Origin of the sequence: Spongiivirga sp. MCCC 1A20706, assembly GCF_046524175.1 — a bacterium.
GTDB lineage: Bacteria > Bacteroidota > Bacteroidia > Flavobacteriales > Flavobacteriaceae > Spongiivirga.
Window position 1 is genome coordinate 684,223 of sequence record NZ_JBEFZF010000001.1, and the last position, 19,887, is coordinate 704,109.

Genomic DNA, 19,887 nt, shown 5'->3' on the forward strand with positions numbered 1-19,887 from the left:
CAAAACTTTGTATCCTTTTCTTTGAACCTTTTCTACTTATACTCGATTCCCTACCCCGACCATATAACGAGAGATCTATTTCCCAAAATTATTGTAAATCCCAACCTACCTATTCAATTTATATTCCCATTCATTATATTTGTTTTAAGACCATTAATCTGTATGCAGTTTAAAAACCCGGACCTTCTTTACGCACTTTTTCTGCTGATTATCCCAATTATTGTTCATCTATTTCAACTTAGAAGGTTTCAGAAAGTACCCTTTACAAATGTTCAGTTTTTAAAGGAAGTTACCTCACAAACCCGAAAAAGCTCACAACTTAAAAAGTGGTTAGTGCTCACCACACGTTTGTTGGCGATGGCTTTGTTAATTTTTGCTTTCGCTCAACCGTTTATTGCAAATAGTCTTTCTACAACTAACGCTAAAAATCAGGTAATTTATTTAGATAATTCCTTTAGCATGCAAGCTAAAGGTGCGAATGGCCCTTTATATGACCAAGCCGTTCAAGAGTTATTACGAAACATTCCAGAAGAAGAAATCTTTACCTTATTCACCAATACCGATACTTATAGAGATGTCAGTATAAAAGACATAAGAGATCAACTTTTATCAAGAAAATTCAGTAGTTCGCAACTCGACTATAATAATGTGGTTTCAAAGGGTAAAACACTCGTCAATAGATCAACTCAAAAGGATAATAATCTTATTTTAATTTCAGATTTTCAAGAAAAGGATAAGAACTTTGATGTTGCAAATGATAGCTTAAATCCTATGAGCCTTGTCCTTTTGGAGCCCGTAAACACCAATAATTTAGCAATAGACACTGTTTTTGTAAAGGGTGTTAGTTCAAATTCTTATACATTAGCCGTTAAAGTTATCAATCAAGGAGATGCAATTGAAAACATCCCGGTTTCATTATTCGACGCGGATAAGTTGTTAGCCAAAACGGCCGTTTCAATTGGAAACAATGATACTGCAATCACTGAATTCAGCATTCCCAACAACAAAAACATAAAGGGGAAAATCAGTTTAGAAGATACTAACATTTCGTTTGACAATGAGCTTTTTTTTAGTATCAATGAGCCAATGAAAATTAAGGTACTTGCTATTAACCAAGCTGATGATAATTTTTTGAAACGTATTTTTACAGCAGATGAATTTACATTACTATCTACCGATTTAGATCAGCTTAATTATAACGTAATAACAGATCAAAACTTGATAGTTTTAAACGAACTTGATCTAATTCCGAACTCATTAACTACAGCAATTAATCAGTTTATTAAGGATGGTGGTAAAATTATAGTGATTCCATCTGCTAATATAAACCTAACGAACTATAACAATTTCTTAGAGCAGATTTCACCCATTGAGTTTGAAAGTTTTTATCGACAATCAAGAAAGCTAACAACCATCGCTTTTGATCACCCTTTCATGAATAGTATTTTTGATAAAAAAGTAACGAATTTTCAATATCCTACGATCAATACGCATTATAAGCTCAGTACAAACAATGCACTACTCTCGTTAGACAATAAAAATGCATTTTTAACAACACTTGGTAATTCAGGATACTTATTTACGGCTGGGCTGAATTCAGAAAATGGAAACTTCAAAAATGCTCCGCTGATCGCTCCTATTTTTTACAAAATGGGAAAACAAAGCCTGCAGCTATCAGATTTATACTATACAATTGGCAAGAACAACAATTATGATGTACTCACAACAATTTCTCAGGACCAAATCGTAAACTTAGAGCGACAAAATGAAACAATGATACCTTTACAAAGGGTTTTTACTAACAAAGTGTCAATAACAACGACGGCTCAACCCAGTGTTGCTGGTATTTATCAACTAACAAATCGGAGAACTCCGTTACAAGATGTAAGTTATAATTACGACCGTGCTGAAAGTTTATTAAGATATGTGGATATTGATGAAAACCAATTCACCGTCTCTAATTCTGTTACAGAAGCACTTCAAGAAATACAAAATAAGTATGAGGTCAACTCACTTTGGAAATGGTTTGCTATTTTTGCGGCGTTCTGCTTATTGTTAGAAATGATAATTTTAAAGTACTTTAAATGAATCTACTTATAAAATCGGCTACAATTGTTGATCAAAACAGTAAATACAACGGTAAAAAAGTAGATATTTTAATTGAAAAAGGGATTATTAGTTCGATTAAATCCCAGATTCAAAATTCTCATAACTATAAAGAGTTTAATAGAGATAATCTTCATGTCTCTTTAGGGTGGTTTGATAGTAGCGTTAGTTTTGGTGAGCCAGGTTATGAAGAACGCGAAACACTTGAAAACGGATTAAAAACAGCGGCTTTTTCCGGTTTTACCGACATCATCTTAAACCCGAATACGAACCCGGTAATAGATAGTGCAACCGACATTAATTTTATCAATACCTCCACGGCTAATCATGCTGTTAATGTACATCCGCTAGGAAGTCTAACAAAAAGTGCCAAAGGGATTGATCTTGCTGAAATGTATGACATGAAGAAATCGGGTGCTGTCGGATTCTATGACTACAAAAAATCGATCGAAAATGCCAATTTAGTAAAGATTGCTATCCAATATAGTCAAACCTGCAACACATTAGTTTGTGTATTCTCTGAAGATGAAAAAATAGCAGGCACCGGTGTTGCAAACGAAGCAGCGTCAAGTACCCACTTAGGTTTAAAAGGCATTCCAGCTTTGGCTGAAGAGATACAGGTGGGAAGAAATATTTATTTAACCGAATACACCAAAGGTAAATTACACCTTCCTACAATATCTACCCAAGAGGCAGTAACACAAATCAAGAATGCCAAAAAAAAGGGGATTGATATAAGTTGTAGCGTAGCGATTCACAACCTTTTCTTAGATGACAGTTTGCTAGCTGAGTTTGACGGAAACTTGCGCGTTTCCCCTCCGCTTCGTACAAAAGACAACAATAAAGCTTTAATTAAAGCTGTCAAAGAAGGAGCGATCGATATGGTAACTAGTGATCACAACCCTATTGATATCGAAGATAAGAAGGTAGCATTTGAACATGCTAAAAATGGAACTATCGGATTAGAATCTGCCTTTGGTGCACTCAATATGCTCTTTGGCTTTAACATAGCCATTACACTACTAACAAAAGGGCGAGAGCGTTTTGGTATCGAAACCCCTTCTTTAGAAATAGGAAGTACTGCAAATTTAAGTCTTTTTAATCCTGATGGGGCTTATATTTTTAATGAAGATAACATCTACTCTACTTCAAAAAATAGCGCTTTTATTGGTCATGAGTTAAAAGGAACTGTTTATGGAATAGTTTCCAATAATAAACTTGTTCAAAATAAATAAGTCATTACATTTTTATCCTATTTAAAAAAAATTGCCCTGATCAGTTTGATTTAGGGATTATAACGTTAATAAGCTAAATGGAAACATCACTCTCTCTAGATCATTTAATTAGAAAGCCCAAACGTGAAATTGAAAAAGCACCTTTATTAATTTTGTTACATGGATACGGTAGTAACGAAGAAGATTTGTTTTCATTTGCTAGTGAACTACCTGACGAGCTCTTCATAGTATCCGTACGAGCACCGTATTCCCTTCCTCCTTTTGGAAACGCATGGTACACTATTAACTTTGATACAAATGGAGGCAAATTTTCAGATGATGATCAAGCGATTAATTCTCGAGATCTAATTGCAAAATTTATTGACGAATGTATTGATAAATACCCTGTAGAGGCAACAAACGTTAATTTATTGGGCTTTAGTCAAGGGGCGATACTAAGCTATGCCGTAGCACTGACCTATCCAGAAAAGATAAAAAACATAATTGCTTTAAGTGGCTATGTAAATGTTGATATTCTTCCAAAAGAACGTGCATCAGAAAATTATACACATTTGGACTTTTATTGCTCTCATGGTAGTGTTGATCAGGTAATCCCTGTGGATTGGGCGAGACGAACTCCAGGATTTCTTAACAAACTCGGTATAAATAATAGTTTTTCTGAATTTCCTGTTGGACATGGCGTGGCTCCTCAAAATTTTTACGAATTTAGAGATTGGTTACAAAAACGGCTGTAACAATTACATTTCCTCTAAACTCATCCAACGTATTATTTTCGGGGTATATAATAGAAAATGAATACGTCATGAAAAAAGCAATATTCTTATTTCCCTTTCTTCTATTAACAAGCTTCTATGTCTATAGTCAGGATATCATTGAGCTGGATCCTTTGCAAAGTATGTCAATAACCGGAAAAGGACCTGGTCAGGATGCAGCTATAAACCCATTTGTGAATACTAAAAGTACCGTGATAGTTGAAAATATTGGCGAAAATGATTTTTCCATTCGCATTCAAATAGAAAAGGAAGTAATCAAAGAAATCACTATCAAACCAGAAGAAACGAAAGAAATCAATCTAAAAAAAGAGTATCAGGTGTACTTTGATAGTAAACGTAAAACCAAAGCAAAAGTTAGTTTTACCAAGCAAGAATAGTCAAAAAACATAACGTAATCTATCCAGCGGCCTAATACTATTCAGCTTCGGAAACTAATGATTTCAGCTTAGTCCTGGCTCATTAGTTTTATTTTGGCAGCGGTATAACTTTTAGTTTTTGAATTGTTCTTGTTGAATAAACAAACAATAACATGACCGTAAAATAAAGTACCGCATAAATCTTATAAGTAAATATTCCACCTATTTTCGGAGATACTGGCAATAAAATAAGAGACATATTCATCATAAATTGCAATATCCAAACACAAATTCCGCTTTTGGTCTCGCTATAAACTACAGCACACATGCCGGCGGCGCCGGTCATGCCTAGCAATAGTGGCCATAGAGGAAAATCCGGAATAACACCCTCATCAAGATATACAGCAGGTATCCACCATAAAGTCCATACCAGGCCAACAATTAGAATTGCAAAAAAAGGATTCACTGTTTTAGCAAGTTCACGAAGACAATAACTTACCCAGACAACCTCGCCCATAAAGGCCCATATCAATATTATAAAGCTACCCCAAAGTGATGTCGCCGCAAAGTCTAATTGTAACACAGAAAGTAATTCAATATCGTTGTAGTACGTTTTTATCACAAGGGTCAAAACTGCAATTGTCAAGGCAAATAACAGACTAAACAAATACCAAAACGGATTAATTTTCCATTGCAACATTGGCCGGAACATATCCTTAACTCCTCGACTACCTCTGGTGTATAAAACGATACCAATTAATAGAAATAAAAGAAGAAAGAATCTGCCATGAGTATATACAAAACCTTGAATATATCCTTCCCTTCTAATAAGAACAAAAAGGGTATGTGTAATAGGAGCCAGAACCAAGAATATCCAAATCTCATTTTTCTTTATAAAATCCTTCATATATTTTCTATTGATAATTGTTTGATAATTATGCAAGAAAGTTCATATAATAATTTTTAAAAACACGAGACTTTGGTTGAATTCGAACATAATTCGTTCAACGAAACAAATTACTGCATAAAGTTTAAGCTTAAGTCAATTTTGAAAAGGAAAAGAGGAACTAAAAAGTAAAAAGTATCTCATCGATACGCTCAATGTCAACTTTACGAGTATCATTATCATAAAAATAGCGTAGTAGTACTTCTCCCCAATATTTACCGTCACTAAATTCGGCGATCATCCACCGATGATTTAGTATATTGATTGAATTGATTTTCATATCCCCTTCCATCCCTTCGTAAGGAATCAGCGGATTATCTCCTTTAACCTCATTGTATTCATAGACCTTGTCTTTTAGGTATAACTCTAAACTGTCAATATATAAATCGTCAAAATACTCTTGCGCATCTGTATTCCCTTTTAAAGTGAACCTGATTAACTCCTCGTTTTGGTTAAGTAGTTTTTGAATAGAATCTTTTAAAACATAAGAGCGTTCAGCTGCATTTAAAAGTTTTTTTTGCTGACTCTTCATTGCATTGTTACCATTAACAAATAGAAACAGTGCCAGCAAGGCTGTAAATACAAAAAGATAGAGAAAAATTTTACTTTTCATTTAAATAGTAATTGAAAGATTATCGTATGCTAAAAAAACATTTTTAGGTAATTGCTGTTCTACTTCTGCATGGAAACCTAACAAATGACTTATATGAGTTAAATACGCCTTCTTGGGCTTTATTTCTTCAATAAAAGCCAATGCCTCTTTTAAATTAAAATGAGATGGATGTTCTTCAATTCTTAAGGCATTCACAACCAAAACATCCAAGCCATGTAGCTTTTCTTTTTCGTTTTTATCAACGGTTTTGACATCTGTTAAATAGGCAAAATTATCAAAACGATAGCCAAATACTTTAAGGTTAGCATGATTAACTATAACTGGAATCACTGTCATTCCATCTAGCAAGAAGGGGTAGTTTCCAATCTCATTTTCGCTCACAGCGGGTGCGCCAGGATATCGATTCTCAGTTGCAAAAACGTAGTCAAATCTTCTTTTAAGTGCTTGCAACACCTTTTTGTTCCCATAAATAGGAAGATCACCTTGCATAAAAACAAAAGGTCGGATATCATCTAGTCCAGCAACATGATCACTATGTTCATGAGTGAAGATGATGCCATCAATATTCCTTACGTTATTGGCCAACATTTGTTGACGAAAATCAGGACCACAATCAATAACATAACGGTATGAATCCCATTCAATCATGACTGATACACGAAGTCTTTTATCACGAAAATCATCACTTAAACATACGGGGTGCGTACTCCCGATAATGGGAATTCCTTGAGAGGTTCCTGTACCTAAAAAAGTAACTTTCAAGTAGAAATTGTTTAACACAAAAATAGGTTGATTTTTTCTTTTTGGTTGCACAAATAATTATTTTTGTAACACACTAATTCTTTAGAAAATGGCAATTACGTTAAAGGGAGATAAGTCCATAGACATGATCCCCTCTATTAAGGATAAAGCACTAAGAATCAACCTAAACGAACATATTTACGGCACCTTTGCAGAGATTGGTGCAGGCCAGGAAACGGTAAGGAGCTTTTTTAGAGCAGGTGGTGCTTCCGGAACAATTGCAAAGGCAATGTCTGCATATGATAAAGATTTTAGTGATGCTATTTATGGAATCGAAGACGATAGACGTTATGTAACTGAAAAGCGTCTTAAGAAAATGCTTGCTCATGAAACGATGCTTATCGAAAACAGAATTGTTAGAGAAAAGCATCCTGACAAAATGTTTTTTACCTATGCTAATACTGTAGCGACCATTGATTTCGCAAAAAAATATATGGGCCATGGTTGGGTTGGTATTCGATATCAAGTCGATTCTAAAGAAGATTATAATGAAATAGTACTTCACATACGTTTTAAAGAGAAAGATGCGAAGTTACAGCAGGAAACATTAGGTAAGTTAGGTGTTAATCTTATTTATGGCGCGTTCTACAAATACAACAGTCCAAAAAAGCTGCTTAAATATCTTTATGATCACTTAGACAAAGATCAATTAGAAATTGACACCATCAACTTTTCAGGTCCACGTTTTGAGACCGTCGACAATAGATTAATGAGTTTACAGCTAGTAAAGAATGGATTTACTGAAGCTGTCATGTTTGGTCCCGACGGGAACAATATTTTGCCGGCTAGTTTACTTTACAAAAAGAATATACTGGCGTTACGAGGTAGTTTTAGACCTGTTACCAAAGTAAACATGGATATGTACCAAAAATCATACGAAATGTTTATTCAAGAAAGTAAGGTTGACGAGGCAAAAACGGAAGTTATTTTTGAAATTACCTTATCCAACTTACGTGCGGAGGGTGAAATTGACGAACAGGATTTTATGGACCGTGCTCGCCTACTCTGCTCACTCGGTCAAACGGTTATGATCTCAAACTTCCAGGAATATTATAAGTTGGTCGAATATTTCAGCCGCTATACAAAATATCGTATGGGTCTGGCTATGGGGGTCAACAACTTTGTGGATATTTTTGATGAAAAATATTATCGCAATTTAAGTGGTGGTATTTTAGAGGCTTTTGGTAAGCTATTCTTTAAAGATTTAAAAATCTTTTTATATCCAATGGCAAGTGAACAACCTGGTGAGCTGATTACCAGTGAAAACCTGAAAGTGCATCCTAGAATGAAGGAGCTTTATAAATTCTTCAAACACAACGGAAAAGTGCTCGACATCAAAAATGCCGATGAAAGTATAATGAACATCTTCTCTCGTAAGGTTCTTAAAATGATAGAAGAACAAGATGAAGGTTGGGAAGAAATGTTACCAGATGGAATTGGTGTTTTAATCAAAAACAAGCGCTTGTTTGGTTATTCTAACCAAGAAGTTGTGGAGCGATAGCCTTCTATCAAGTAGCTATTTAATAATCTGTATTTCCCGCTTTTTAAAATAAAAAATCCACTAGGATATCACCCAGTGGATTTTCAAACTTAGATTTTTGGATGTTTTATCCTAGTATTTGAGCTGCGTGCTCCTTAGCTTTCACTTTATCGATTACTTTTTCGACCACACCTTCCTCATTAATGACAAAAGTAGTGCGATGTAAGCCATCAAACTCACGGCCCATAAATTTTTTAGGACCCCAAACACCAAAGGCTTCAATAACGTTGCGATCGGTATCTGCCAACAACGGGTACTGAAACTCGAATTTATTACGAAAGTTAGTTTGTTTCTTCTGGCTATCGTCGCTGACCCCAAGAATCTCATAACCCGCATCTGTTAGATCTTTATAGTGATCTCTAATATTACAGGCTTCTACTGTACAGGTCGGCGTATTTGCTCTTGGATAGAAAAAAACAACTAATTTCTTTCCAGCATAGTCTGACAATGAAACGCTATTTCCGTCTTGATCAAAAGAATTGAAATTTGGCACCTTGTCTCCTACTGATAATGTATTCATATTTCCTATTTTTATACTTTAACTATTGTTTAATAATAATGACATAAAATTAAACAAAAATGACCAAGAAAGAAAGTGTCGAATTCATAATTAATACGCTTGAATCTATTTATCCTGAAATACCAATTCCGTTAGATCATAAAGATCCGTATACATTACTTATTGCGGTTTTAATGTCTGCACAAAGTACAGATGTTCGCGTGAATCAAATAACACCCTTACTGTTTGAAAGGGCTGATAATCCTTATGACATGATTAAACTCACTGTCGATGAGATTCGGGATGTTATTCGTCCTGTGGGTTTATCTCCTATGAAATCAAAGGGAATACATGGTCTTTCACAAATTCTAATCGACAAGCACGATGGTAAGGTCCCTCAAAATTATGAAGATTTAGAGGCACTTCCTGCGGTAGGACATAAAACAGCAGCGGTGGTATTATCACAAGCCTTTGGTATACCTGCATTTCCTGTTGATACTCATATTCACCGTTTAATGTATCGCTGGAATCTTACCAATGGTAAAAATGTGGTTCAAACCGAAAAGGACGCTAAACGATTATTTCCAAAGGAAAAATGGAACAATCTGCACTTACAAATAATCTGGTATGGTCGTGAATACAGTCCTGCAAGAGGATGGGATCTTGAAAAAGATATTATCACTAAAACAATAGGCAGGAAAACAGTTCTAAATGATTATTATAAAAAGAACAAAAAAAAGCCCCTTAGTAAATAAGAGGCTGTTTGTAACGTCAAATTCAGTTCAGAATAAGATCGAAAGTCATCCGTTTGGTCTTGACCACCTTCAGTGCTTTCGAATAACCTAACAAGAAACTTAGTGTTTCTCGTTTCGGTTTAAGGTTTTTCATTTCTGAAGAATTCTTAGAGTAAATGTTTGGCATAAAATGTATTTAGTGCTATTAATATACACCAATAACGCCAAACTATCTAATTTATTATTTTAATTGGTTAAAATTATGTTATGCTTCTCAATTACCTTCCTAAGGTTAATTAAGGCATAACGCATTCTACCAAGGGCAGTATTAATACTAACTCCTGTCTTATCGGAAATTTCCTTAAAACTCATATCTTGATAAATACGCATTTTAAGAACGGCTTTTTGATCATCTGGTAATTCTTCAATCAAACGCTTTACATCATTCTCCACCTGATTCTTAATTATCTGTTTTTCAGCGTTCAATGAACCATCTCCTAAAACAGAGAAAATGCTAAATTCACCGTTATCCTCAAATTTAGGCATACGATTACTTCTTCTAAAATGATCGATTACAAGGTTGTGAGCAATACGCATTACCCAAGGAAGAAACTTCCCTTCTTCATTGTAACTACCACGTTTTAGTGTATTTATAACCTTAATAAAGGTATCTTGGAAGATATCTTCGGTTACATCTCTGTCTAAAACTTTTGAATAAATAAAACTGAAAACTCGCTGTTGATGTCTATTAATCAACTCTTCGATTGCTAATTCATTTCCTCTGATATAATCAGAAACTAGCGTGGAATCAAGAACTTCTTTTCCCATATCACATTACTTTAAGTTAAGATGGCGTTTTGAGGCGTGCCAATAATTATTAATTGCTAAAGTAAATGTGCTTTATAGGCTTATAAATTTTATTGATATGAACCAAATATAATAACATTATTTTTAGAAATACAAATATGAGCGGCTTTTTTTCTGTTTTTTAAGATGAACTACACTTTTTATCGAATATGAAATGATGTACCTTTGAAGCTTATCTTTTTTGAGAAATGCATCAAGAAATTTCGACAGTAGACCCTAAACAAAACATTATAATAAAGGGAGCAAAGCTCCATAACCTTAAAAATATAGACGTTGTTATTCCCAGGAATAAACTAGTCGTTATTACCGGTTTATCAGGCTCGGGTAAATCTAGTTTAGCATTCGATACCTTATATGCAGAAGGTCAACGACGTTATGTGGAGAGTTTGTCGTCATATGCTAGGCAGTTTCTTGGCAGACTTAACAAACCAAAAGTCGATTATATCAAAGGAATAGCCCCTGCCATTGCCATTGAACAAAAAGTTAACTCAACAAATCCAAGATCTACCGTAGGAACTACAACAGAGATTTATGATTACTTAAAACTGTTGTTTGCTCGTATTGGTAAAACCTACTCTCCTATTTCCGGAAACGCAGTGAAAAAGCATACTGCTTCAGATGTTTTAGATTTTGTAAAAACCTTTGACCAAGGCGAAAAGCTTTTACTGTTGGCACCCATTAAATTAGAGGAAGGAAGAAAACTTGAGGAAAAGCTGAAAGTATTACAGCAGCAAGGCTATGCGCGTGTTTTATTCAATAATGAAGTTTCTCGAATTGAAGAGTTTTCTGCTGATAAAGTAGATATTTCAAAATTGTCATTGGTAGTTGACCGTATAATTGTTAGAAATGAAGAAGATTTTTACAATCGATTAGGTGATGCCATTGAGACGGCATTTTTTGAAGGAAAAGGCACTTGCGTTATTCAACAATTAGCAGATAACTCGACTAAAGAGTTTAGCAACAAGTTTGAGCTTGACGGCATGCAGTTTTTAGAACCTAATGTGCACTTGTTCAGTTTTAACAATCCTTATGGGGCCTGTCCTAAATGCGAAGGATACGGTGATGTCATCGGTATCGATGCTGATCTGGTAATTCCAAACACCGGTTTGTCAGTATATGAAAATGCGATTTTCCCTTGGCGTGGAGAAAGCATGAGCTGGTATCGTGACCAGTTGGTTAATAACTCTCACAAGTTCAACTTCCCAATTCATAAACCCTTTTATCAACTTACAGAAGAGCAGAAAAAACTTGTTTGGGAAGGGAACGAATACTTTGAAGGACTGCATCAATTTTTCGCGTTTTTGGAAGAAAAAAGTTACAAAATACAAAACCGCGTGATGTTGTCGCGCTATCGTGGTAAAACTAAATGTGATGTCTGTTACGGTAAAAGACTTCGTAAGGAATCACAATATGTAAAAATCGCAGATACAACAATAACCGACCTAGTGGAAATGCCAATTGCTGATCTAGCAGAATTTTTCAAAAACCTTGAACTAAATGATCATGATCAACAAGTAGCAAAACGGCTTTTAAAAGAAATAAACAATCGTATTTCGTTCTTGGCAAATGTTGGTCTCAGCTATCTAACATTGAATAGACGATCTAACACCTTATCCGGTGGAGAATCGCAACGAATTAATTTGGCAACCTCCCTAGGGAGCAGTTTAGTTGGGTCAATGTATATATTAGATGAGCCCAGTATTGGATTACACCCCAAAGACACTGAACGGTTAATCAATGTGCTAAAATCGCTTCGAGATCTTGGCAATACCGTAATAGTAGTAGAACATGATGAAGATATTATGGCTGCGGCAGATACCATTATTGATATCGGTCCTGAAGCCGGGACCCATGGCGGTGAGGTTGTAGCGCATGGAACCTTTTCTGAAATCAAGAAGTCCTCTTCGTTAACAGCAAAGTATTTAGAAGGGTCAATTGCTATTGAAATCCCTAAAAAAAGAAGATCTACCAAATACCATATTGAAATTCAAGGTGCTAGAGAGCATAATTTAAAGGACATTACTGTTAATTTCCCATTGGGAGCCCTTACGGCTGTAACTGGAGTTTCTGGTAGTGGAAAAAGTACTTTGGTGAAAAAGATATTGTATCCTGCTATTTTGAAACAGGTTGGTGGTTATGGAGATAAACCCGGTCAATTTACAAATCTTGATGGTAACTTTAGCAATATTAAAAATGTTGAATTTGTAGACCAAAATCCTATTGGTCGTTCATCTAGATCAAATCCCGTTACCTATATCAAGGCTTATGATGATATTAGAGCCTTGCTATCCAATCAAAAACTTTCTAAAATACGTAACTACAAACCAAAGCATTTTAGTTTTAATGTAGATGGTGGTCGGTGTGAAACCTGTAAAGGTGAAGGTGAAGTGACCATTGAAATGCAGTTTATGGCCGACGTTCACTTAACGTGTGAGACTTGCAATGGAAAGCGATTTAAGAAAGAAGTGTTAGAAGTTGAATTTAATGGTAAGAATATTGATGATGTGCTATCGATGACTATTGATGATGCAATAGACTTCTTTTCTGAACATAAACAGGATAAGATTACGAATAAATTAAAACCACTACAAGATGTTGGGCTGGGTTATGTTACTTTAGGCCAGTCGTCCTCGACACTTTCTGGTGGTGAAGCGCAACGAATCAAACTTGCTTCATTTTTAGTAAAAGGGAATACTAAAGACAAAGCACTTTTCATTTTTGATGAGCCGACTACTGGGCTTCATTTTCATGATATAAAAAAGTTACTAAAATCATTTGACGCACTTATCGAAAAAGGTCATAGTATTATCGTTGTAGAGCACAACATGGACTTGATAAAATGTGCGGATCACATTATCGATCTAGGACAAGAAGGTGGTGAAAAAGGCGGTAATCTTATTGCCTTTGGTACTCCTGAAGAGTTAGTTAAAAATAAGGAGTCTTACACTGCAAGTTTTTTAAAAGAGAAGTTAGTGTCATAACTGATATGAATTTTTACCTCGGTTATCCTATTAAAAACCAACGGATCAAACTATACTATTCCTTCCGTGCGCTTTTTAACACGATAAACAATCCGTAAGACGCAATTAAAAATCCTAAAATACAAGGCGATAAATAAGCCCAACCAGGAAATTCACCAAGCATTAAAAACATTCCTGCCGTAGTGCACAACATACCGACTATGGTATAAATTAATCCTGTTTTTGAAGATTTATTCATTATAAATTTTATTGGGTTAAGTCAATAACACCTGGGTTAACACTATCTAATTGTTGTAAAGGAATTGAATCACCTTGAACTTCATTACCAGGCATTGGCATTACTTTTGGATCCTCCTTAAAATCCCTTGACGCTCTCCAAGTTTCACCCAATTGATCATACAATGCTTTTTCCCATTGCGAAGGGTGTTTGGCGTCAATCCAAACCACATCGCGATATTCCGCATCAACCAATGCCAAATCTGGTGTTGCAGAGCCATCGAACTTTACATTGTCCTGTCGTTTAGCCGCAACTGTGGTTAACATAAACATTCTTTTTCGTCCGGCGATTTCTTTTATATAAGGTCTAAACTCAACAGGTTTATTTACCGTCCAATCAAATTCCTTTTTTGATTCAATAACTTTTAGCGGCATTGCCGAAACTCCTGCAAGACCTTCTTTGGTTGTCGCATGATCATAATAAAACAGTTTATCTCTACCATCTGCTGGAACAAAAACGCTATAACTTAAACTAGTACGCTCTTCGCCTACCGGTTCTAGACCAAACCAATGATGTAAACCACTGTATTCATTTGAGATGCCATTAAAATCAAAATCAGTTACGAAGGGCTGTTGATTTTGATCATCAGCCAAAACAGGAATTTTGACCGCAGTTTCCATATTCCATGGTAGCGGATCGGAAAATCCACCTAAAAATTTGAGTGATTCTGCTTGCAATTGTGAAACCTTTTCAGCTAATGTGTTTTGCCCCTGTAGATACTCGTATTTTGACATCTCTTCGGGCTTAATATAGGTTCCCTTTCCTATTAAAATTCGCTCTACATAATCATTAAAGTCGTGTTCACCCGAATCAACCACCATCACCCCACCGAAAGACGGGTACGGAAAAAAGAAACCCTTCCATTTAATTAAACTAACCACTTGAACCCAATTGTCTTGGTCGTTTTTCATATAAAAAACGTCGCTGGGTTCCATATTGAATAGTTGAAAGAAATTAAAACGCTGTACAACTGCGTTGTATGTATTTCTGCTAAAGGACAGTGATTCCCCTATAGAAAATGTAACTGCAATTCGATTGTCCTTTGAAAAACGTGGTGAAGGGGTTGTACTTGATACTGAAAAAATCTCTTCGGTATTATCATTTATGCGTTGCCAAACATATTCCTTAGCAGGTTGTACTGCCATGGTCCATTGATTAGTTCCATCTACCCGGACTAAGTGTGGTAATGAGACTTCCTGCGTCTCTCCAATTGATTCATACGCCATTGTCACAATGTTGTTTAATGGTTGAATACGTTCATTCTGCGTTAAGGGTAGTTCTTTAATTTCTTGAAGATTCAGGTTTTTAAATACATTATACGTTTGCATGTAACGATACATCCCCATATTCCACCCCACTAAGTAAATCAATCCTCCAAAGGCAAGCAGTCCTACTAAAATAAGTAGTCGTTTTCCCGTACTTGCTGATTTTCTGAATGATCGAATTCCCAAAAAAAGAATGAAGCCTACAACGAGAATGACAAAAAGGTATTTGCGCAGAAAGAGCAATCCAGGCTGGTAGTCATCTCGTAAAATAAACAAGCTAATTAAGACCACCAGTGACAAGAGAATGGTAATAAACTTTTGCTTAGTTCCTTTTTTCCAGTATCGTTTTATCATGTGTCTTTATAAATTAGTGGTTGTCATGTGTGTCAATGTAAATATAGCATAGACTACTTTATCAGTCTGTAAATTTGTAATTTGTTACTAATTTAAAGGATATATTTATGCAGCATGAAAAATAATTGTAATCACAATAAGATAGTATTCATTGCGATTAACATTTTTAAAAATAAACTAAGCAAATACCTCTTAGCGCAGCTCGAAGAGACATTGAGTGCTCATATTTTAACATAATAGCACTAACACTATACATTGAATTCATTCGCTATTTCCGGTAATAAATTCAACAAGATACCTAGCTAATTCTTCTCCTTTATCTTCTTGAATGAAATGACCAGCGCCCTCAACTAATTTATGCGGTTGTCCCTTAGCACCTGGAACCTTAGATTGAAAGAACAAATCACCTTTTTTCATGATATCATCAGAATCACCGAACAAAGTAAGAAATGGCTTTTCCCATTTTTCTAGAATTCCCCATGCTTTGTCACAATTAGGAATTTCGCCTGCAACATCATGATCGTCAAAGGGAACCAAAGCGGGAAATATCTTAGCGCCATCTTTATAGCTGTCATCAGGAAATGGTGCATTGTATGCTTTCAACACATCTCCTTTAATTGTATTTACCGTTCCCATTTGCAATACACCAGCACAATCAAAAAAGGGAGTATTTTGCGAAAAATCTCTCCATCTTAAAAAAGCGGGACTTGCCTCAATACCTGTTCTTGGCAGAAAAGTATTAGACACCATTACCGTATCAAACCAATCAGGAAAATCTGCCACCGTTCTCAACCCTAAAAGACCACCCCAATCCTGGCAAAAAAGATGAATATTTGATAGTGATAAGCTCTTTAAAAGCCCTTGCAGCCAATATAAATGGGATTGAAATGAATAATGCTCCTTACCTACAATTTTACTGGATTTACCAAAGCCAATTAAATCCGGAGCGATGCATCTGTAACCATTCTCAACTAATATTGGAATCATCTTTCGATACAAATACGACCAACTTGGTTCACCATGAAGCAATAGCACAACAGGACCATTCCCTTCATCAACATAATGCATTCTAAGGTCTTTATCAACCTCATAATAATTCGCACTAAAAGGATAATCACTTAGATTATCGAAATGTGAATCCGGGGTGTTTTTGATTTCCATTGATTTTAATTTACCAATACAACATAGCCTTTGCTAGGATCTACTTTGCCATCTAGCATATTCAGATATAAATCTTTTATTCCTGCTTCAAAATGCACAAACTTTAGATCGATCCAGTTTTGAGCTAGTTCTGTAAAGTTCTCTTGAGTTTTGTTTATTTGTTCATTTGCTACATCTGGCCCTAGTTTTTGGAACAACTTAGTAGCATAATCAGGTGCAAAAAAGAATTTTGAATTAGGAACTTGTTTCATATCTCCGGCCGATTTCCAATCGGCCAAACCTATTAATGAGGTGAACCTTAGATGTTCATTTAATTGGTTAGTGATTTTTAAAAGCAGCTCGATATTACCACCTAAATCTACCATTGTTGTTTTTAAAGAGGGAATGTTATCTAATTCATCATATGAAAAAATCTGATCGTACAAGCCTGTTTCCTGAAGAAAAACTTTATTCTTAGAAGATGTCAATCCGATTATTTTCTTGCCATGTTGCTCTTTATTCGAAAACAACATATAGGCAATACCCAATGCAGTTTTTGAGGAAGCACTTGTTAGAAGTATTTGATCAGCTCCAAAGAACTTTTCGTCCTTTAAAAATGAATAGTTTAAATATGCTGTGGTAAATAAAGGCTTTATTATGGAGTAATATCCTTTTTCGACATCAGAAAAAGACGCTGGTTTTTTTGCATAAAAGTTATAAATAGGTGGCAATGGTTTTCTATGGGTAGTCCCATCAATAAAACCGAAGGGCTTAATATTCTCCGGTTTGACTATTAAGTAACTACTCATTGGCCAATAACCATAAAACTCATCTCCGATCTTCAAAGATTCGATTTTGGACTCGACTACCTTTGCATATCCCCAGCAAGGAATAATTCCATTTGGTTCAGTTGCCCTAAAAAAATTCCAATATCCTATTTTATCTCCTACCACAGCATACGTAACATTATTACTGGTAAACGAAAAACGTTCTATTTCAAATAGAACTTCTTGAGCTTTCAATTCTGGTTTTTCTAAATGGAAAACCTTACTATCAAAAAGATTGGATTTATTAACTAAAAATGTTGGATTGGTATTCATTTTCAGGAATTGTTATTCAAACATTAAAGATACAAACTCTGCGACGCAAGCAGGCTTGTCAACTCCTTCTATTTCAACAGTACAGTTCCAGGTAATTTTAACCCCTGTTTCTCCGTAGGTTTCTATTTTTTCAATACTACCATTTAACCGAAGTTTACTGTTAACCACAACAGGGTGTGGAAAACGAACTTTGTTCAATCCATAATTAACTCCCATTTTGACACTACTAACTTCTATTGCATCACCCAGCATTTTAGACAGTAAAGAAACTGACATAAAACCATGTGCAATTGGCGCCTTGAACGGTGAATATTGTTTCGCCTTTTCTACATCGATATGAATCCATTGAAAATCATGAGTTGCTTCCGCAAAAGCATTGATCATTTCTTGGGTAACAGTAATCCAATCTCCCAATGGCAGCGATTGACCTTCATAGTCTCTAAATTCTTCGATATTAGCAAAAACAAGTTTATTCATAAGGTTTTCATTTAGCACGTATTAACGAGAGATTCCACCATCTATAGTTAGACAAATACCTGAAACATAACGCGCTTCATCAGATGCCAAATACAAGTAACCATATGCTATATCAATTGGCTGGGCCGCTGTTTGCAGCGGAATTTGTTTCTTAATATTTTCCATATGTTCTACCGGAATTTTCTCAACCATTTCGGTTAATGTAAAACCAGGTGCCAATGCATTTGCTGTTATTCCATATTTACCCAATTCCATTGTCCAGGTTTTAGACATTGCAATTACACCTGCTTTGGTGGCCGAATAGTTGGTTTGGCCAAAATTACCACGTAGACCTACATTAGAAGCGGCGGTTACAATTCGGCCATATTTTGCTTCTTTCATGTACGGAGCAACGGCCTGGGTACAAATAAAAACACCTTTTAAGTTTACATCTATAACAGCGTCCCATTCATCTTCGCTCATCTTCATTAAGGTTTTATCCTTAGTAATACCGGCATTATTGATCAAAATATCAATCTTACCGTAGTTTGAATGAATATCGGCAACAGCCTTATTCACCGCTTCCTTATCGGTAACCGAAATTTTATGAAACTTGGCTTTTCCTCCACTTTCATTTATTTCTTTGACTGTATCAACACCTGCATCCAACAGATCCCAAATAATAACCGTCGCCCCTTCATTAGCGAATAAGGTTGAAACGGCTTTTCCGATACCTCTGGCACCACCAGTTACAATAGCTACTTTGTCTTTTAATCTCATTTTTATTATTTATTATTAGCTAATTAGTTATTGCGATGAGATGTTGAAATAAGTTCATCATAACAATCCAAGTAACTATTATTTAAGAGCTTACTCCAATGACCACTTTTCCCTTCACTTCCCGGTTCATCATCTCTTCTAGAGCATCGGGAGCATTTTCTAGGGGATATATTTTATGAATATGTGGTTTCAATTTACCTTGGGCGTACCATGTCATTAGTTCCATGGTATTTTGCATATTCTTTTCCGGAGTTTTCATGGCAAAGCTTCCCCAGAATACGCCTACTATAGCACATCCTTTCAATAAAGCTAAGTTGAGAGGGATTTTAGGAATGTCACCCGCGGCGAATCCAACCACTAAATAGCGTCCTTCCCAGGCCATACCTCTAATAGCGGGTTCAGAATAGGAACCGCCAACTGGGTCATATACGACATCAGCACCTTTGCCTTTGGTAAGTTCTTTAATGCGTGCTTTTAGATCTTCTTCTTTATAGTTAATAACTTCATCTGCACCGAATTTCTTACATAATTCGAGCTTGTCTTTAGAAGACGCAGCAGCTATTACCCTAGCTCCCATTAATTTACCCAATTCTACCGCAGCAAGCCCTACACCTCCAGAAGCACCTAGTACCAGCAAGGTTTCATCTTTTAGAAGCTTTGCACGATCTTTTAATGCATGATACGATGTTCCATATGCCATCATAAACGAGGCTGCAATCGGAAAGTCCATCTGCGGGGGCTTTTTAAAACAAGCATTTTTAGGAACAATAACCTCTTCTGCAAAGCCCCCATTTACTACAAAACCAAATACTTCATCACCAGGTTTGACATGTTTAACTCCTTCTCCTACTTCTTTTACAACTCCTGAAATATCGCTACCAGGTGTAAATGGTAAGTCTGGCTTAAATTGATATAAACCTTGAATAATTAACGTATCAGGAAAATTAACACTACATGCATTTACTGATACCAAAACCTCGTTTTCCCCTGGAGTTACACTCGCAACTTCTTCAAAACTTAGTTCAGACGGAGGACCAAATTGCTTACAAACTATTGCCTTCAAG

General features: G+C 35.6%; 19 protein-coding genes. 7 read left to right on the forward strand and 12 right to left on the reverse strand.

Annotated elements, in window-relative coordinates; genetic code table 11:
• The first annotated feature begins 162 nt into the window (after positions 1-162).
• The 4 genes from ABN763_RS03165 to ABN763_RS03180 all read left to right on the forward strand — a co-directional run bounded on the left by ABN763_RS03165 (position 163) and on the right by ABN763_RS03180 (position 4,491).
• Positions 163-2,088 (forward strand): BatA domain-containing protein, encoded by a 1,926-nt coding sequence (locus tag ABN763_RS03165; protein WP_410483963.1) that lies wholly within the window; start codon positions 163-165, stop codon positions 2,086-2,088.
• Positions 2,085-3,341, forward strand: coding sequence for a dihydroorotase (locus ABN763_RS03170; protein WP_410483964.1), 1,257 nt, complete (start codon positions 2,085-2,087; stop codon positions 3,339-3,341). The genes ABN763_RS03165 and ABN763_RS03170 overlap by 4 nt, the downstream gene beginning before the upstream one ends.
• A 77-nt stretch (positions 3,342-3,418) precedes the next feature.
• Complete coding sequence (locus ABN763_RS03175; RefSeq protein WP_410483965.1) at positions 3,419-4,075, forward strand: alpha/beta hydrolase; 657 nt, start codon at positions 3,419-3,421, stop codon at positions 4,073-4,075.
• A gap of 68 nt (positions 4,076-4,143) precedes the next feature.
• Entirely contained in the window at positions 4,144-4,491 is a 348-nt protein-coding gene (locus tag ABN763_RS03180; protein WP_410483966.1) for a hypothetical protein, read from the forward strand.
• An 88-nt stretch (positions 4,492-4,579) separates the two neighbouring features.
• On the opposite strand, the gene ABN763_RS03185 is transcribed toward ABN763_RS03180, so the two are convergent.
• The 3 genes from ABN763_RS03185 to ABN763_RS03195 all read right to left on the reverse strand — a co-directional run bounded on the left by ABN763_RS03185 (position 4,580) and on the right by ABN763_RS03195 (position 6,791).
• Positions 4,580-5,377, reverse strand: a complete 798-nt coding sequence (locus ABN763_RS03185) for a type II CAAX prenyl endopeptidase Rce1 family protein (RefSeq protein WP_410483967.1) — start codon at positions 5,375-5,377, stop codon at positions 4,580-4,582.
• A gap of 160 nt (positions 5,378-5,537) precedes the next feature.
• Positions 5,538-6,029, reverse strand: a complete 492-nt coding sequence (locus ABN763_RS03190; RefSeq protein ID WP_410483968.1) for a hydrolase — start codon at positions 6,027-6,029, stop codon at positions 5,538-5,540.
• On the reverse strand, positions 6,030-6,791 hold the full coding sequence (locus tag ABN763_RS03195) for an MBL fold metallo-hydrolase (RefSeq protein ID WP_410483969.1): 762 nt from the start codon (positions 6,789-6,791) through the stop codon (positions 6,030-6,032).
• 88 nt (positions 6,792-6,879) lie between these two features.
• Here ABN763_RS03195 and ABN763_RS03200 point away from each other — a divergent pair, with 88 nt between their 5' ends.
• The gene (locus tag ABN763_RS03200; protein ID WP_410483970.1) at positions 6,880-8,331 is read left to right on the forward strand and encodes a TonB-dependent receptor; all 1,452 of its coding nucleotides are present in this window, start codon (positions 6,880-6,882) and stop codon (positions 8,329-8,331) included.
• 106 nt (positions 8,332-8,437) lie between these two features.
• Here the strand turns inward: ABN763_RS03200 and bcp are convergent, their stop codons facing one another.
• Complete coding sequence (bcp, locus tag ABN763_RS03205; protein WP_410483971.1) at positions 8,438-8,890, reverse strand: thioredoxin-dependent thiol peroxidase; 453 nt, start codon at positions 8,888-8,890, stop codon at positions 8,438-8,440.
• Between the two features lie 59 nt (positions 8,891-8,949).
• Here bcp and ABN763_RS03210 point away from each other — a divergent pair, with 59 nt between their 5' ends.
• Positions 8,950-9,624, forward strand: coding sequence for an endonuclease III domain-containing protein (locus ABN763_RS03210; RefSeq protein WP_410483972.1), 675 nt, complete (start codon positions 8,950-8,952; stop codon positions 9,622-9,624).
• 225 nt (positions 9,625-9,849) lie between these two features.
• Here the strand turns inward: ABN763_RS03210 and ABN763_RS03215 are convergent, their stop codons facing one another.
• Entirely contained in the window at positions 9,850-10,431 is a 582-nt protein-coding gene (locus ABN763_RS03215; RefSeq protein ID WP_410483973.1) for an RNA polymerase sigma factor, read from the reverse strand.
• Between the two features lie 227 nt (positions 10,432-10,658).
• Here ABN763_RS03215 and uvrA point away from each other — a divergent pair, with 227 nt between their 5' ends.
• Positions 10,659-13,451: an excinuclease ABC subunit UvrA gene (uvrA, locus tag ABN763_RS03220; protein ID WP_410483974.1), complete on the forward strand. Its 2,793-nt coding sequence runs from the start codon at positions 10,659-10,661 to the stop codon at positions 13,449-13,451.
• Between the two features lie 55 nt (positions 13,452-13,506).
• On the opposite strand, the gene ABN763_RS03225 is transcribed toward uvrA, so the two are convergent.
• The 7 genes from ABN763_RS03225 to ABN763_RS03255 all read right to left on the reverse strand — a co-directional run bounded on the left by ABN763_RS03225 (position 13,507) and on the right by ABN763_RS03255 (position 19,886).
• A complete protein-coding gene (locus ABN763_RS03225) occupies positions 13,507-13,689 on the reverse strand; it encodes a hypothetical protein (protein WP_410483975.1) in 183 nt (60 codons plus the stop codon).
• Positions 13,690-13,697: 8 nt separating this feature from the next.
• Complete coding sequence (locus ABN763_RS03230) at positions 13,698-15,347, reverse strand: hypothetical protein (RefSeq protein WP_410483976.1); 1,650 nt, start codon at positions 15,345-15,347, stop codon at positions 13,698-13,700.
• Between the two features lie 261 nt (positions 15,348-15,608).
• A complete protein-coding gene (locus ABN763_RS03235) occupies positions 15,609-16,508 on the reverse strand; it encodes a haloalkane dehalogenase (RefSeq protein WP_410483977.1) in 900 nt (299 codons plus the stop codon).
• A gap of 5 nt (positions 16,509-16,513) precedes the next feature.
• Positions 16,514-17,587: a DUF2855 family protein gene (locus ABN763_RS03240; RefSeq protein ID WP_410483978.1), complete on the reverse strand. Its 1,074-nt coding sequence runs from the start codon at positions 17,585-17,587 to the stop codon at positions 16,514-16,516.
• A 12-nt stretch (positions 17,588-17,599) separates the two neighbouring features.
• The gene (locus ABN763_RS03245; protein ID WP_410483979.1) at positions 17,600-18,064 is read right to left on the reverse strand and encodes a MaoC family dehydratase; all 465 of its coding nucleotides are present in this window, start codon (positions 18,062-18,064) and stop codon (positions 17,600-17,602) included.
• Between the two features lie 21 nt (positions 18,065-18,085).
• Positions 18,086-18,823: a 3-oxoacyl-ACP reductase FabG gene (gene fabG / locus ABN763_RS03250; RefSeq protein ID WP_410483980.1), complete on the reverse strand. Its 738-nt coding sequence runs from the start codon at positions 18,821-18,823 to the stop codon at positions 18,086-18,088.
• 82 nt (positions 18,824-18,905) lie between these two features.
• Positions 18,906-19,886 (reverse strand): NADPH:quinone oxidoreductase family protein, encoded by a 981-nt coding sequence (locus tag ABN763_RS03255; protein ID WP_410483981.1) that lies wholly within the window; start codon positions 19,884-19,886, stop codon positions 18,906-18,908.
• Between the last annotated feature and the right edge of the window lies 1 nt (position 19,887).